The following is a 14,394-nucleotide window of genomic DNA, read 5'->3' on the forward strand; positions in this document are numbered from 1 at the left end:
AGAAGAGAATATTATCTCTCAAGAATTGTTAAAAGAATTGGAAGGTATGGCGGCTTTTAGAAATGTGCTTGTGCATGATTACCTTAAACTTGATCTTGATAAAATATATAAAATTATTCAAGTAAAGTTAAAATACATCAAGCAACTGACAACAGTTTACGCCAGTTTCTTATAACCCACTCACCCATTTACCCATTTACAGTTTATATTAGTGGAACAGTGGATACTACATAGAAAGTTCGTTGAGGAATTACAATGAAACTCATTAGCATCGGTATGCCCCGCTGGTCATCAGCTTGTTTTTCTTTTCGTCCGTCCAGTTGTTTTTCATCGGCATCATCGGCGAATACATCGGTGCTATCCATACCCAAGTTCTGAAAAGGCCGCTCGTCATCGAAAAGGAACGGATTAATTTCGATTAACGCCGGGGAGTATTCTTTGAAACGAATCGCCCATGATTTATGGCTGAATCATCAAAAGAAAATACGCTTTGTCCTGGTCGGCCTCTGGAATACGATTTTCGGGTATCTCGTTTTTGTCGCTTGCGATTATCTCTTCGAGCGTTTCTTCTCGCCCCGGTACGTCGCCTATATGTCAGCGGCGGTTTTAGCGAATATTCTGGCGATCATCAATGCCTATATTTTTCACAAACATATCACCTTTCAATCCACGGTGCGCGGAAAAGGCATCCTGATTGAGTTTGCCCGTTTCTTTTCGACATATCTCTTCAGCATGATCCTCGGATTGATCCTGCTGCCTATTTCTGTGGAGGTAATTGGAATAGAGCCCAGGATATCGGCCGCACTGCTCATCCCGGTCACGACCGTTATCAGTTATATCGGCCACTCCCGGTTTTCATTCAGGACGTAAGGGAGACGGGTGGTGGGTGTATTTTTGAAACAGGCGAGTTATTTACCAGTTCCTCCGGCAAAATATTTTACGGAGGTCTCCTCGACCAACCTGTGGCGCAGCATCCACTATGGCCTCGGCTGCCTCTGGACGGCGCTTAAAATGGGAATCATCAGCCCAGACTGCTTCCGGTGAACCCGTGACTCCGCCAAGCGGCAATCGCTTTGACGATTTCTTTGCCGATAACGCCTGCGTATTGCTGAAGAATCATCTTTACAACTATCTCCTGCGACGGCGAGCCGTGCGGAAATGCCTGTCAGCGGAGATAGGGGAGCTGACCCTGGAGGTCGGCAGCGGTCTGTCGCCGATGACGGAGGCTTCAGACCGGATTGTCTATTCCGAACTCTCATTTTCAGCCCGCCTCACACCGAGGCGCCCGGCGTCGGTCCTCCTCATCCGTGCGGTCAATCAGGCCTGATCGGCGCGAGATGGTGTACCGCAATTTGCGTGCCGTTTTATAAAACTGAACCAGGCCAGTTTCTCTCGTGCTGGCGGATTGAATTTTAACTTTCAATTTGACAGAGGGTGGTTTTTACTCTATCAATGCGGAGGGGGGACAATGTGAAGGTTGAACTTGCATATCGCACCATTTGCTGATTGGAATTCGGTCCCGACCTTTTTCCCGTTGAAATCAAGGCGGGGGCAACCATCACGCCGGATTAGTAATAGCAAAGATGAAGGTACCGGATACAGACGGGGAGTATATTGAAAAAACGACAATAACCGGGCGAAGTTTATCGAAGCTCAGAAGTCGCCCCCTTGACAAGGCACAGGTGGATACAACACATGAAGCTATCAGTCGTTATCGCCTGTTACAATGAAGCCGCCACCATCGAAAAGGTGATAGACGCCGTGGTGCGCGCACCCTTTCCCGATAAGGAGATCATCGTTGTAGATGACTTCTCTACCGACGGGACCAGGGAAATCCTTCGGGACCGGATTGTACAAAGAATCTCGAAGGTGATCTATCATTCCGTAAACCTTGGCAAAGGCGCTGCACTTCGGTCGGCGATCCGGGAGGCGACCGGAGATGTCGTCATCGTCCAGGATGCCGACCTCGAATATGATCCGGAGGAGTATCCGAAAGTTATCAACCCGATTCTCGAAAATAAGGCCGATGTTGTCTATGGCTCCCGTTTCATCGGCGGCGAGCCGCACCGGGTGGTTTATTTCTGGCATCGAGTTGGCAATGGCCTGCTGACGCTCCTTTCCAACATGTTCACTAACCTGAATCTCACGGATATGGAGACCTGTTACAAGGCATTTCGCCGGGAGGTCATCCAGTCAATTGCCATCGAGGAAAACCGATTCGGATTCGAGCCGGAGATCACGGCCAAGATGGCCCGAAAAGGCGTCCGAATCTACGAGGTGGGAATCTCGTACCACGGCCGGACTTACAAGGAAGGGAAGAAGATCAACTGGAAAGATGGCTGCCGCGCTTTGTACTGCATCCTGAAATACAACATGCGGTAATCCGCAACTTTATTCACAGTCCTTCCTTCTTCAGCAGGACGCAATTTGCCGCGGCGAGGATCACAAACATTAACAAAAGCACGAGCAGACTCGGCCAAAGGTGGGCGAAACCTAGGTTTTTCAGATAGATGCCGCTTAGAATCTTAATATAATAGGTGGCCGGGACGATGCTGGTAAATAGCTGCAGGACCTTCGGCATGTTGGCGACGGGAAAAACAAAGTTGGAAAGCAGCAGCGAGGGCAGGTATGTTACCAGTACGGCCGCCTGATTGGCCACTAATTGTGATTTGGTAACCACGGAGATCAGCAGGCCCAGGGTCAGGGCGACGGCGATATAGAGGGAAGAGGCCAGGATCATCAGCCAGAAGCTGGACTTCAAGATCACCCCGAACAGGATCTGTCCCATCAGCATGGCGATCAGGACATCCGTCAAGGCGATAAAAAAATAAGGGATGGCCTTGCCTAAAAGAAACTCTCCCGCCGTGATGGGGAGTGATTTGATGGTTTCCATCGTGCCGTTTTCATACTCCCGCGCGATGACCAGGGAAGTCAGCATCGCGCCGACGATCATGATAATAATGGCAATAATGCCCGGGACGATAAAATTGCGGCTTTCCAGGTCTTCATTGAACCAGACGCGAATGCGCGCCTCCACGGGCGGGCTGATAGCCGGCCGGCCCTGGCGATTGAGAAAGTCACGGAGCAGCCGCTGGTTGAATTGTTCGATGACGGCAATCACATAACTTCGCGCAATACTAGCAAAATTGGGGTCGCTGCCGTCCAGCAGCACCTGCAAGGGGGCCGGGCGGGCGGAGCGGATGTTTTGCGTCCAGCCGGGGGGGATGATCACGGCCAGGGTCGCCCGCCCGTCGTCCAGGTAAAGGTTGGCGGCAGCAGCGGATTGCAGATGCGCCTGGATGTTGAAGTAGGAAGACGCCTCCAGTTTGCGCAGAAAATCGCGGCTCAGATCAGTCTCATCCTGGTCTGCCACGACGGTGCGGATGTGATTTACGTCCAGGCTGAGGGCGTAGCCGAACAGCAGTATCAAGAGCAGGGGGATGGCAAAGGCCAAGTATAAACTGCGGAAATCCCTCAGTAAATGATAAAATTCCTTGCGCGCTATGGTCAGAATGTTTTTTACGGTCAACGAGACACTCCCTTCACCCCGATACACGCGATCAGTATAACTGCTGTTCCTGGAAACAGCAACCTTTTCATCTGGAAAATCAAATCCCCCCTGCCACCTTTTCTAAAGGGGGAGAGGTAGGAGAGATTTTTCTTGACATGCCTCCGGCGATCTAATATGTGCCTGCCAAGTCAACATTAGACGGAGGTTCTTATAAAAAGAATATTTAATATTTTTGTTGCAGTCTGTTTCTTGCTCAGTCTTGCCGGGCTGGTGATGGCTTCGGGTCCCGCGAAAAAAGTTGCCTATGACGGAGGAACAAAGGGCAAGGTCGTGTTCGATGGCAAATCCCACGCCGGTGCCGGTCTTTCGTGCGCCAACTGCCATACGAAGCCCAAACTCTTCACTATGAAGAAAACTGCGCTCAAGATGGCGGAGATGAACAAAGGTAAGTCCTGTGGCGCCTGCCACGATGGCAAGTCCAAGGCTTTTGGCGTTAAAGAATGCGCTAAATGCCATAAGAAATAACTTGCTTCCGTAAACCACTGCAAAGCCCTCCCCGGTGAGCTGATGGAGGGCTTTTGTTGTTAGCAATAAAGGATTTTGTGTCCGCGAATAAATCAGATAAGGCGACGAAACGTAATTTTACAGACAGGATGTGGAATTTCTTCACCTCCCTGAAGTCAGTCATCCTGCTGCTGCTTATCCTTTCGGTACTCTCCATCGTCGGCACCATCATTGAGCAGAATAAACCGCTGCAAGAATATTACGAGGTTTTTAAACCTTCGACGGTGGCGCTTTTCAACAGCCTCGGGCTTTTCGACATGTATCACAGTTGGTGGTTCATCTCCTGTCTGGGCCTGCTGGCCCTGAATATCATTGCCTGTACGATGGATCGTTATGCCCCCATCATGAGCGGGTTGAGGGAAAAAAACCTGATCCTGGACGAGGCCCTGGAAAAAACTCTAAACCCGAAGGACAAGATCAAATATGCCCTTCCCGTGGATGAGGTTGAAAAAAAAGTGCTGGAGCTGGCGGGGAAAAGCTTTGGCGGCCAAGCCGTAGTGACGATTACCGAAGACGGCAGCCGGCACTATTTCTTTGAAAAGGGGAAGTATTCGCGGCTGGCCTTTTTTTTCACCCACATAAGCGTGCTTATAATTTTTGTCGGCGCCCTGGTCGGGTCTTGTTTCGGTTTCAAAGGATACGTAAACATTTATGAAGGGGAGACGATAGGCCGCCTGGAAACGAGGACGGGGCAAATTAAAACTCTCGATTTCTCGGTAAAGTGCAATGCCTTTACCGCCGATTTTTACCCCAACGGGATGCCCAGGGATTATATCAGCGATCTTTCTGTCATCAAGGACGGCAAGGAGGTACTGCGGAAAAATATCAAGGTCAACGATCCCTTGAGTTTTCAGGGGATTACCTTCTACCAGTCCAGCTATGGGTCCCTTCCCTACGGTAAAGAACTGGAGTTGAAAACGTACACGGGCCTGCAGGTAAATAAGGATCCCGGTGAATGGTTTGTCTGGGTGGGTTCGCTGCTTTTGGTCGGCGGCATCATGGCGGCTTTTTTTGTGTCGCACAAAAAGCTCTGGGTATGCCTGAGAAAGGACAAGAAAGGCCGGACGGAATTAAGCATCGGCGGAGCGGTTAATAAAAACCGCGCTGTCTTTGTCCGGGAAGTGGAAGGCATCATTCAGAGACTTAAGGAGGTTGCATGACCAATTCGTTACTCTTCGGGATATCCATCTTTGTTTACTTTTTCGCGATGGTGCTTTACGTTTCCTACCTCGCCTTCCGGTCCGAGGGTCTCGGAAAGGTGGCGACTGGCTGTCTGCTGGCCGGGGTTGTCATAGAAGCAGCGGCGATCGGCCTGAGGTGGTATGAGTCATATCAATTGGAAATCGGCCGGGCGCCCCTGACCAATCTTTACGAGTCGCTGGTTTTTTTCGCCTGGACGGTCGCTATTGTCTATCTCGTCCTCGAAAAAAAATACAATATCAGGGCGGTGGGGGCTTTTGTGACCCCTTTTCCATTTCTCATCATGGCGTACGCTTCTCTTAATCCCAATGACATTCAGCCCTTGGTGCCGGCCCTCAAAAGCAACTGGCTAATCAGCCATGTGGTGACGTGTTTTGTCGGCTATGCCGCTTTTGCCGTTTCCTTCGGCGTCAGCTGCCTCTATCTTTTCAAGGTCCGGGCGGAGCGCATAGCCGACAAAACACCGGGCTTCATTCTAGGATATGTGCCGGACTCCGGCACGCTGGACGAGATCGGCTACAAGACTATCGCCATAGGATTTCCTCTTTTGACAATCGGGATCGTCACGGGCGCCTTCTGGGCCAATGTCGCCTGGGGCACTTACTGGAGCTGGGATCCGAAGGAAACCTGGTCGCTGATCGTCTGGTTTATTTATGCGGCCTACCTGCACGCCAGGATTACGCGCGGTTGGCGTGGCGCCCGGGCGGCGGTCCTGTCCATTGTGGGTTTTTGCGCAACGATATTTTGCTATCTCGGTGTGAACCTGATCCTTTCCGGGCTGCATAGTTATGGGGGGAAGCCGATAGACTCTTTCACCCTTAGCTACGCCGCGTGGGGTCACGCGGCCTATAATGTATGTCAGTTATGATTCATTCCGTTATCAATTAAAGAAATTTTGTCTGGAATAATTTCTGGTTTTGGCGTATTAGGTAACAGAAAGGAGCGCAATTATGGATGTACCCCGTTATGAAGTTAACCGGCAGGTGCGAGTGGTATTAAATCGTCATGAGATTGATGTTACGAGGCTTGACTATTCTTTTATCGGCAGTACGGTCTATCTCTCCGGGGACCTGCTCAAATATTGCGAAGGCGATCTGGTTCCGAACGCGATTGAAGGCCTGTTGAAAGAAATTTCCGGATTGTCGGGTGTGCGCGACGTGCAAACCGATTTTCAGAATTGGGTCATCAGTAACGCGGGGGGCGCCTGGCAAATCACGAAAGGCAAGAAAAAGACGCGCGATAGCGGCGATCCGATGACTCAGCAGGTTGGAGCGGCCGATGCAGATAAGGAGGTCCACATCAAGACCAGCGAGAAGATAGCCGATGTCCTGAAAGACGTGGAAACAGGGTCCGGACAGGAAGACCGATAAGATAATATTTGGTGATTAAAGGAGGAAGATATGGCTAAACAGTTGGGGATTTACAAATGTGGAGTGTGCGGAAATATGGTTGAAGTTATCCACGCCGGCGCTGGAGAACTGGTCTGCTGCGGTCAGCCGATGACGCTGCTCACGGAAAATTCCGTGGATGCCTCACGGGAGAAGCATGTCCCGGTCATCGAGAAAACGGCCGGCGGCGTGAAGGTGAAATTGGGGAGCGTTCCCCATCCCATGGAAGAGAAGCATTATATCGAATGGATTTCGGTCATTGCCGACGGTAAGGCCTACCGGCAGTTCCTCAAACCCGGCGATGCGCCGGAAGCCTTCTTGGCGGTGGAAGGGGCGCAGATTAGCGCCAGGGCCTACTGCAATCTGCATGGTTTGTGGAAGGCATAAAAAGCAGCCCCACCCTAACCCTCCTCTGTTCAAGAGGAGGGAATCTTGCTGGTTCAGGCTTTCGCCGGAACGACAATACGTTCCGCAATTACCTCATTATGCAAGAAATATCTTGACCTGCATGTTTCATCATGCTAGTTCCCGAATTGTAAAAAGTTATAAAGTAACTATGTTGCAGAACCTCAAAAGCTGCTAGAGAGAGAATTGATGGATAAGGAAGCAAAAAATATCATCGTGCCTGAGGGCAAAAACGGCCGCGAGTTGGCCGCCGAGCCGCCGCAAAATACTTCGGACAATGCTAAAAGCAAAGTGAAGTTCGAGATACATGGTGAAGAGATGATTGAAAAAACCGTCAAACTCAGTGGCAATAGTGGCCGGGTTTATCTTCCTCCCACGTGGGTGGGCCACAATGTCAAGATAATAAGGATAGACTAATTTTTGAGGAGACAAATGTGAACAATACCACCGTAAGGAGATTGCATCCCGCGGATGCCGTTGAAATCAGCCGGATATCGTCTTCCATAACCGGGGCGGAACATCGGGCGGATTTTCAGCAAGTCATCGGCAGACAAGCCCAAAGCGAAGATGATGCCAGTTTCGTGGCGGAAAGGGATAACAAACTGGTCGGATACTGCATCAGCTACATGGTTTCCGGCAGTTTCGGCATGGAAAAGAGCGCCTGGTTGGCCCTGATTGGCGTGGACCCGAACTTTATGGGTCAGGGCATCGGCGAAATGCTGGCCAACGGGGTATTGAAGCATTACAAGGCATGCGGCATCACCGAAATATATACCTCGGTGCGCTGGGATTCCACGGATATGTTGTCTTTTTTTAAAACCATGGGTTTTCAGAGAAGCGATTTTATTAATCTTCACAAGCGTCTTAAATAGTTGCGACCAAAAACCTGGCCGGGCATGGGGCCCTGTTTCAGGTACACATAGCAGAGAAGGAGGTATAGTTATGGATTTTGCATTGTCTGAAGAACTGGAAATGCTCAGGGGCATGGCCCGTGATTTTGCGGCGGAAAAGATTGCTCCCTTTGCTGATGAGTGGGACGAAAAGCATTATTTCCCTTATCAGGAAGCTGTCAAACCCATGGGAGAATTGGGATTTTTTGGTACGGTGATCCCTGAGGAATATGGCGGCAATAACATGGGCTGGCTGGCCGCGATGATTCTCACCGAAGAGATTTCCCGCGCCTCCAGTTCGCTTAGGGTGCAGATAAACATGCAGTGTCTGGGCAGCGCCTTTACGATCCACCGTTACGGCACTGAAGCAGCCAAGAAGAAGTATGTGGAAAAATTAGTCAACGCGGATTTCGTCGGCTGCTTTGCCATTACGGAATTCAATGCCGGTTCCGACGTCATGTCCATGAAATCAACCGCCGAGGACAAGGGTGATCACTGGCTCCTGAACGGTTCCAAGACCTGGATCTCCAACGCCAACGTCGCCGATGTGATTATCTACTACGCTTACACAGATAAAGCCAAGGGCAGCCGGGGTCTTTCCGCGTTTATTGTGGAGCCGAAAAACTTTAACGATATACGGACTACCGACCTGGATAAGATGGGCAGCCGTTCCTCACCCACCGGGGAGGTTTACCTGGACAACACCCGTGTGCCGAAGGAGAATATCCTGGGCAATCCCGGCGACGGCGCCAAGATCGTTTTTGGTTCCCTGAACGGAACGCGGCTTTCGGCCGCAGCCGGCGGCATCGGCGTGGCGCAGGCCTGTCTGGATGCGACGCTTAAATACGCCAAGGAACGCGAGCAGTTCGGCAAAGCTATCGGCGAGTTCCAGATGAATCAGGATATGATCGCCCAGATGGCATGTGAGATCGAGGCGGCCCGGATCATGGTTTACAAGGCGGCCGTCCAGAAGGATCAGGGCAACCTGAACAACACGATCGAGACGGCGCAGGCCAAGTATCTGGCCGGTGAAGTGGCGGCCAAAGCCGCCAAATTCGCCATGACCATCATGGGCGCCTACGGTTACTCCACGGAGTATCCCGTGGCCCGTTATTACCGCGATGCGCCTACCTATTCCATGGTGGAAGGTTCCGGCAACATCTGCAAGTGGATCATTGCCCGGGATCTCCTGGGGTTGAAATAGTTAATCGGAGTTGGTAATCCGGTGGTAATCCGGGGACATAATACGCATTTCTGCGGAAATTGGTATTGTGTCCCCGGAATAGGAATATACCGCGACCTACCTTAAATTAAAGGAGGTCAGCAAATTTGGAGGATGAAATTTTATGAAGCAGTATTTTGCAAAGATGGATGATCTGGGCAAGCCCTTAAAGCCGGCCCAGATAGAGCGGATGAAGGAGAACGTGGCCCAGATCGAGGCGGTTATGAAGACCATTGACGCCGAAACGGAGCGCGTCAAGAATGCCGGCATACCGGCGGCCAAGGTACGCGAACGTAACCAGATGACCATCTGGGACCGGATTGAATATCTGATTGATCCGGGGACTTTTTGTCCGCTCCATACGCTTTACAATCCTATGGATAACGAAGAGGGGATGACGGGCGTCATTGACGGGCTGGCCCGTATCAGCGGCAAGTGGTGCGTGCTGATCGGTTTTGACAACAAGGTGATGGCCGGCGCCTGGATTGGCGGGCAGGCCGACAACAACCTGCGCGTCACGGACATGGCCAAGATCATGAACCTGCCGCTCGTATGGTTAGTCAACTGTTCAGGCGTGAAATTGCCGGAGCAGGAGAAGGTATATGCCAACCGCCGCGGTAACGGCACCTGCTTTTTCCGGCATGCCGAACTGGAGCAGATGGGCGTTCCGATCCTGGCCGGTATTTACGGCACCAATCCGGCGGGCGGCGGTTATCAGGGCATCAGTCCCACCATTCTGCTGGCCCACAAGGATTGCAACATCGCCGTGGGCGGCGGCGGCATCGTGAGTGGTATGAGCCCCAAAGGCAATTTTGACGAGGCTGGGGCCGAGCAGATCATCGAGGCCACCCGCCACTACAAGGAAGTGCCGCCGGGCAGTGTGGGCGTGCATTACGACTATACAGGGTTCTTCCGCGCCGTTTATGAAAAAGAAGCCGAGGTGTTAGACGGCCTCAAGCAATATATGGCCGAGATGCCGGCCTACGCCCCCCGGTTCTTCCGGGTCGCTGAACCGGCGGCGCCCAAATATCCGCCGGCGGAAATTCCCTCGATCATCGCCTTCAACCAGAAGGCCGGGTACGATTTCGACAATATTCTGGCCAGGCTCGTGGACAGCTCGGAACACCTCGAATTCCGGCCCGGTTTCGGACCAGAGGTCTATACGGGCCTCGTCAAGGTGGACGGCTATCTGATGGGCGCGATCGGCAATCGCATGGGTATGTTCGCCAACTATCCGGAATATACTAACGAATATTCAGCTATCGGCGGGAAACTGTATCGTCAGGGACTCATCAAGATGAATGAATTCGTGACCCAGTGCGGCCGGGATCGCGTGCCCATCATCTGGTTCCAGGATACCTCGGGCATTGATGTAGGCGACACGGCGGAAAAGGCCGAGCTACTGGGCTTGGGCCAGTCGCTCATCTATTCTATCGAGCAGACGAAGGTTCCCATGATGCTCGTCGTACTGCGCAAGGGGACGGCGGCGGCCCATTACGTAATGGGCGGGCCGACGGCCAACAATCACAACGCCTTCACCCTCGGCACCGCGACGACGGAGATCTACGTCATGCACGGGGAAACAGCCGCTACGGCCAGCTTCTCTCGCCGTCTGGTAAAGGAGAAGGATAGCGGCCGGCCGCTCGGTCCCATCATTGACAAGATGAATGAGTTGGCCCAGGAGTACCAGGACAAGTCGCGTCCGTTCTATTGCGCCAAAACAGGTTTCGTGGACGAGGTGGTGCGTTATGAGACGATCCGCAATTACTTGGTCGCCTTTGCCAATGGCGTTTATCAGAATCCGCGTTCTATTTGTCCCCAGCACCACATGATGCTGCCGCGCCTGATTCGGGCGGAAATCGTCAAGGGGCTGGATAGACCGGCGAAATAGTCAAACTATAAATTAAAAGGAGGTAAGCTAAATGAGTGTTGAAATTTTGGCCCCGATGCCGGGGAAAATTCTACAGGTGATGGTCAAGGTGGGCGACAAGGTGGCTGAGGACGACGAACTTCTCATCCTGGAAGCCATGAAGATGGAAAATCCGATTTATTCCACGGCGGACGGAGTCGTGAAGGAAATTAAGGTTGCGAAAGACGATACCGTTGATTCTGATCAGGTATTGGTAGTTCTGGAGTAAAAAATGTTGGGGCACGGCGCTGCCGTGCCCCAAGTTCTTCCGACCTCGTCAAACATCGAAAATACCCAAGAATCGTCACTCCGGTGCTCTGTTTAGTCCTCGCTTGACGGGGGCAAACCGGAATCCAGAGATTTAAACGTGTGTTACAAATTATGAAACTGGCAGTGGCTGGCAAGGGCGGCGTGGGCAAGACATCGCTTACGGTTTGGCTCGGGGATTATCTGGCGCGCCGCGGCGAGGAAGTGTGGCTCGTGGATGCCGATACCGCGCTTTCGCTGGGGCAGGCGCTGGGCTTGCCCGAGAGCGAAGTGCCGCCCCCTCTGATTCTCGAAAAGGACCTCATCCGGGAGCGGGTGGGGGAAGGATTCATCCACCTGAATCCCGATGTCGCTGACCTGCCCGAGCGGCTCTCCAAAAAGGTTGGCAATCTGAACCTGCTCGTCATGGGCACCATCGCCACGGCGGGCGGCGGTTGCGCCTGTTCTCCCAACGCCCTGCTCAAGGCGCTTCTGGCCCACCTGATCATCGAGCGCCGGCAATGGGTAATCGTGGATCTGGAAGCGGGCGTCGAACACCTGGGACGCGGCACCATCCAGTCTGTTGACGGGCTCGTCGTCGTAAGTGAACCCAGCGCCCGGAGCCTGCAAACGGCCATCCGGATCAGTTTTCTTGCGCAAGAGTTGGGACTTACCCGCCAGGCGCTCATCATCAATCGCGCCCCAGCGGATTTCAAGTTGCCAGACATGGCCGGCCTGCCGCCCCTGACCGGTGTCATCCCTCCTCTACCATCGCTTACCGCCCGGCAACTGCTCTCCTCTTCCGTCCTGGACTTGGAGGAACGGGACCAGCTCGATGCGATGGCAGAAAAGATAATCGCCGCCCTAAGTGTTTAAATCCCCCCTGCCCTCCTTTACGAAGGGGGGTAATCATTTCAGCCCATTGATGAGCGCCAGTCATTCGTCATCCCCTTTTGTAAAAGGGGGAGTGAGGGGGATTTTACTTGGCTGTCCTCCAGCCCTTTCGTACAAGAGATAATCCAGCCGTTCCACTAACGGTGGCAACGTGGCCGGAGCGAGGGCGGAAACGGCCAGGGCGCCGAAGCGTCGGCAGAGGTCCGCGAGCTGCGATTTGTCGGGGAGGCGGTCCGCCTTGTTGAACACCAGCAGGGCCGGCTTGTGGGCAATTTCCAGTTCCTCGAGGATTTTATCCACGGCCTGAATGTGGTTTTCAAAATGGGGATTGCTGATATCAACCACGTGCAGCAGGAGATCAGCCTCTTGCAGCTCGTCTAAAGTAGCCCGGAAGGCGGCGAAGAGATCGGGCGGCAGATCGCGGATAAAGCCGACCGTATCGGTAATGATGGCTTCCGCGTCACGCGGGAAGCGCAGCCGCGCACTCTTCGGATCCAGGGTGGCGAAGAGGCGGTCTTCCGTAAAGACGGAACTGTTTGTCAGGGCGTTCAGAAGCGTGGATTTGCCGGCATTGGTGTAGCCGACGATGGAAATAACGGGGATGGCTGTCTTTTCGCGTTTCACGCGCCGCTGACCGCGGGATTTTTCAATGCCCCGGATGTCCTTCTCCAGCAGGTGAATCCGATCCCGCACGCGGCGCCGGTTTATTTCCAGCTTCGTTTCTCCCGGACCCCGGGCGCCGATGCCTCCCGTGAGCCGTGACAAGGCCCGGTCCATTGTTGTGAGGCGGGGCAGCAGATACTTCAACTGGGCCAGTTCCACCTGGATCTTGCCCTCCCGGCTGTGGGCGCGTTGGGCAAAGATATCCAGGATCAACTGGGTCCGGTCAATCACTTTGAGCTCGGTAAAATCGGTAATGGAACGCACCTGGGCGGGGGTCAGCTCATGGTCGAAGATAAGCAGATTCGCGCCGATCTGCATGGCCCTGATGACTAAGGAAGACAGCCGGCCCTTGCCCAGCAGGTATTTGGGATCACGTTCCGGGCGGCGCTGGATGACGCGGTCGAAAACCTCCACCCCCGAGGAGCGCGCCAGTTCCTGTAATTCATCGAGGCCATCATTAGGGGGACATGACCCGCGGGGGACATGACCGGATTTCTGCAAGAAATCCGGATCGTGTCCCCCGAAGGATGATCGTGTACCCCTAATGATGGCTCCTGTTTCCACGCGCGCCAGGATCGCCCGGTCGGCGGTTTCGATCTTCCGGCTTTTCTGCCGGCGTGTGAATTCCCCTTCCAGGGCCAGAATAAAGGAAATAAAATCGCGACGGAGCTCTGCCGGGTGCGTCGGCGGCAGGATTTGCCAGTAGCGGCCGTCGGGGTTCTCCGGGATCAGGTGGGCCAGGTGGGCGAGACCCGGCAGGCCGTCCGGCTTGGCCTCCACGGCGCCGACGATATCGAGCCGCAGCAGGGCCAGATCGGTCAAATCTTCATCGCTCAGCCCGCCATCATTTAAATGGCTGTGGATCAGACGCAGCCCCCGGAAGCGGGTAGAGGAGGCAGGATATTCCGCGAGGTCGGGGATCATGATGCCCCGCTGATCACCCACGATCACGTAAGCGACTTCGCCCTTGCGATTGATCAGGATGCCGATCTGCCGGTTTAACTCCCGCGACAATTCCGTCAGTTGCCGGGCGAGTTCCTGGGTAATAATAGCATCCGGAGCAACGCGCCGCCGGTAGAATTGTCTGATTCTCTTTTGCTCCTCCGGCCCGAGACCGGTCAGATGGCCATGGATTTTATCTATGATATTTTCCCTAATTTAATTTCGATAATGGTGACGTGCCTGCAGGAAGTCAATACGTTCATTGCTCATCATATTATTGTTATTGATGGCGCTGTCAAGTGAATTCATTCGCCAGATGGTGTGTCAAAAACGACACAGTTGGCAGGGCGGACGTGTATTTTTGCCACGCCTGTAAAAAATATTATTGTTCCCAAAGCCCCGATAAACGGGATAAGTAAGAGCCTCTTGCAAAAAGAGGGATGATTTATTTTTACCAAAAAATGCAAAATAACATATTGTAATTATTGACCTTCAAGGTATTTCCTGGTATAGTTTTGTAACCAGCAAAACGGAACCGAGGAGGATGCCATGAAGGTCGT

The 14,394-nt window shown here is 53.0% G+C and carries 19 protein-coding genes and 1 pseudogene; 18 read left to right on the plus strand and 2 right to left on the minus strand.

The annotated features are described in order from the left end of the window. Window positions 1–13: 13 nt before the first annotated feature. The 6 genes and pseudogenes from NT140_11545 (at window position 14) to NT140_11570 (ending at window position 2,382) form a co-directional block, all read left to right on the plus strand. Window positions 14–175, plus strand: a complete 162-nt coding sequence (locus NT140_11545) for a DUF86 domain-containing protein (GenBank protein ID MCX5832497.1) — start codon at window positions 14–16, stop codon at window positions 173–175. Between the two features lie 103 nt (window positions 176–278). After that, window positions 279–422 (plus strand): annotated as a pseudogene (locus NT140_11550) (glycosyltransferase). Between the two features lie 16 nt (window positions 423–438). Next, complete coding sequence (locus tag NT140_11555) at window positions 439–870, plus strand: GtrA family protein (GenBank protein MCX5832498.1); 432 nt, start codon at window positions 439–441, stop codon at window positions 868–870. Window positions 871–882: 12 nt separating this feature from the next. Then, complete coding sequence (locus NT140_11560) at window positions 883–1,044, plus strand: hypothetical protein (GenBank protein MCX5832499.1); 162 nt, start codon at window positions 883–885, stop codon at window positions 1,042–1,044. 4 nt (window positions 1,045–1,048) lie between these two features. Further along, the gene (locus NT140_11565) at window positions 1,049–1,327 is read left to right on the plus strand and encodes a hypothetical protein (protein ID MCX5832500.1); all 279 of its coding nucleotides are present in this window, start codon (window positions 1,049–1,051) and stop codon (window positions 1,325–1,327) included. A 368-nt stretch (window positions 1,328–1,695) separates the two neighbouring features. Continuing rightward, window positions 1,696–2,382: a glycosyltransferase family 2 protein gene (locus tag NT140_11570; GenBank protein MCX5832501.1), complete on the plus strand. Its 687-nt coding sequence runs from the start codon at window positions 1,696–1,698 to the stop codon at window positions 2,380–2,382. 13 nt (window positions 2,383–2,395) lie between these two features. On the opposite strand, the gene NT140_11575 is transcribed toward NT140_11570, so the two are convergent. Then, window positions 2,396–3,529, minus strand: a complete 1,134-nt coding sequence (locus NT140_11575; protein ID MCX5832502.1) for an ABC transporter permease — start codon at window positions 3,527–3,529, stop codon at window positions 2,396–2,398. Window positions 3,530–3,784: 255 nt separating this feature from the next. Between NT140_11575 and NT140_11580 the strand changes: the two genes are divergently transcribed. The 11 genes from NT140_11580 to NT140_11630 all read left to right on the plus strand — a co-directional run bounded on the left by NT140_11580 (window position 3,785) and on the right by NT140_11630 (window position 12,211). Then, window positions 3,785–4,036: a cytochrome C gene (locus NT140_11580; protein ID MCX5832503.1), complete on the plus strand. Its 252-nt coding sequence runs from the start codon at window positions 3,785–3,787 to the stop codon at window positions 4,034–4,036. 56 nt (window positions 4,037–4,092) lie between these two features. Continuing rightward, window positions 4,093–5,235 (plus strand): cytochrome c biogenesis protein ResB, encoded by a 1,143-nt coding sequence (locus tag NT140_11585; protein MCX5832504.1) that lies wholly within the window; start codon window positions 4,093–4,095, stop codon window positions 5,233–5,235. Continuing rightward, entirely contained in the window at window positions 5,232–6,143 is a 912-nt protein-coding gene (ccsB, locus tag NT140_11590; GenBank protein MCX5832505.1) for a c-type cytochrome biogenesis protein CcsB, read from the plus strand. Before NT140_11585 ends, ccsB begins: the two co-directional genes overlap by 4 nt. Before the next feature lie 82 nt (window positions 6,144–6,225). Next, window positions 6,226–6,645, plus strand: coding sequence for a hypothetical protein (locus tag NT140_11595; GenBank protein MCX5832506.1), 420 nt, complete (start codon window positions 6,226–6,228; stop codon window positions 6,643–6,645). 30 nt (window positions 6,646–6,675) lie between these two features. Continuing rightward, a complete protein-coding gene (locus tag NT140_11600; protein ID MCX5832507.1) occupies window positions 6,676–7,050 on the plus strand; it encodes a desulfoferrodoxin in 375 nt (124 codons plus the stop codon). 207 nt (window positions 7,051–7,257) lie between these two features. Then, entirely contained in the window at window positions 7,258–7,485 is a 228-nt protein-coding gene (locus tag NT140_11605; protein MCX5832508.1) for a DUF2080 family transposase-associated protein, read from the plus strand. A 17-nt stretch (window positions 7,486–7,502) separates the two neighbouring features. Beyond that, window positions 7,503–7,940, plus strand: a complete 438-nt coding sequence (locus NT140_11610; GenBank protein MCX5832509.1) for a GNAT family N-acetyltransferase — start codon at window positions 7,503–7,505, stop codon at window positions 7,938–7,940. Between the two features lie 70 nt (window positions 7,941–8,010). Then, window positions 8,011–9,162 carry an acyl-CoA dehydrogenase family protein gene (locus NT140_11615; GenBank protein MCX5832510.1) on the plus strand — a complete coding sequence of 384 codons (1,152 nt, stop codon included), beginning with the start codon at window positions 8,011–8,013 and terminating at the stop codon, window positions 9,160–9,162. A gap of 142 nt (window positions 9,163–9,304) precedes the next feature. Then, the gene (locus tag NT140_11620) at window positions 9,305–11,071 is read left to right on the plus strand and encodes a glutaconyl-CoA decarboxylase subunit alpha (GenBank protein MCX5832511.1); all 1,767 of its coding nucleotides are present in this window, start codon (window positions 9,305–9,307) and stop codon (window positions 11,069–11,071) included. 31 nt (window positions 11,072–11,102) lie between these two features. Further along, a complete protein-coding gene (locus tag NT140_11625) occupies window positions 11,103–11,318 on the plus strand; it encodes a biotin/lipoyl-binding protein (protein ID MCX5832512.1) in 216 nt (71 codons plus the stop codon). A 152-nt stretch (window positions 11,319–11,470) separates the two neighbouring features. After that, the gene (locus NT140_11630) at window positions 11,471–12,211 is read left to right on the plus strand and encodes an AAA family ATPase (protein MCX5832513.1); all 741 of its coding nucleotides are present in this window, start codon (window positions 11,471–11,473) and stop codon (window positions 12,209–12,211) included. 60 nt (window positions 12,212–12,271) lie between these two features. On the opposite strand, the gene hflX is transcribed toward NT140_11630, so the two are convergent. Further along, entirely contained in the window at window positions 12,272–13,906 is a 1,635-nt protein-coding gene (hflX, locus tag NT140_11635) for a GTPase HflX (protein ID MCX5832514.1), read from the minus strand. A 9-nt stretch (window positions 13,907–13,915) separates the two neighbouring features. Here hflX and NT140_11640 point away from each other — a divergent pair, with 9 nt between their 5' ends. Then, window positions 13,916–14,137: a hypothetical protein gene (locus NT140_11640; protein ID MCX5832515.1), complete on the plus strand. Its 222-nt coding sequence runs from the start codon at window positions 13,916–13,918 to the stop codon at window positions 14,135–14,137. The last annotated feature ends 257 nt before the right edge of the window (window positions 14,138–14,394 follow it).

The sequence above is a fragment of the Deltaproteobacteria bacterium genome (assembly GCA_026388415.1).
In the GTDB taxonomy this organism is placed as follows: Bacteria; Desulfobacterota; Syntrophia; order Syntrophales; family JACQWR01; genus JAPLJV01.

Excerpts from the sequence above, each read along its gene's own strand:
- NT140_11630 (MCX5832513.1), top strand. The coding sequence starts at position 11,471 with ATGAAACTGGCAGTGGCTGGCAAGGGCGGCGTGGGCAAGACATCGCTT.
- NT140_11600 (MCX5832507.1), top strand. The coding sequence starts at position 6,676 with ATGGCTAAACAGTTGGGGATTTACAAATGTGGAGTGTGCGGAAATATG.
- ccsB (MCX5832505.1), top strand. The coding sequence starts at position 5,232 with ATGACCAATTCGTTACTCTTCGGGATATCCATCTTTGTTTACTTTTTC.
- NT140_11605 (MCX5832508.1), top strand. The coding sequence starts at position 7,258 with ATGGATAAGGAAGCAAAAAATATCATCGTGCCTGAGGGCAAAAACGGC.
- NT140_11570 (MCX5832501.1), top strand. The coding sequence starts at position 1,696 with ATGAAGCTATCAGTCGTTATCGCCTGTTACAATGAAGCCGCCACCATC.
- NT140_11625 (MCX5832512.1), top strand. The coding sequence starts at position 11,103 with ATGAGTGTTGAAATTTTGGCCCCGATGCCGGGGAAAATTCTACAGGTG.
- NT140_11580 (MCX5832503.1), top strand. The coding sequence starts at position 3,785 with ATGGCTTCGGGTCCCGCGAAAAAAGTTGCCTATGACGGAGGAACAAAG.
- NT140_11620 (MCX5832511.1), top strand. The coding sequence starts at position 9,305 with ATGAAGCAGTATTTTGCAAAGATGGATGATCTGGGCAAGCCCTTAAAG.
- NT140_11595 (MCX5832506.1), top strand. The coding sequence starts at position 6,226 with ATGGATGTACCCCGTTATGAAGTTAACCGGCAGGTGCGAGTGGTATTA.
- NT140_11615 (MCX5832510.1), top strand. The coding sequence starts at position 8,011 with ATGGATTTTGCATTGTCTGAAGAACTGGAAATGCTCAGGGGCATGGCC.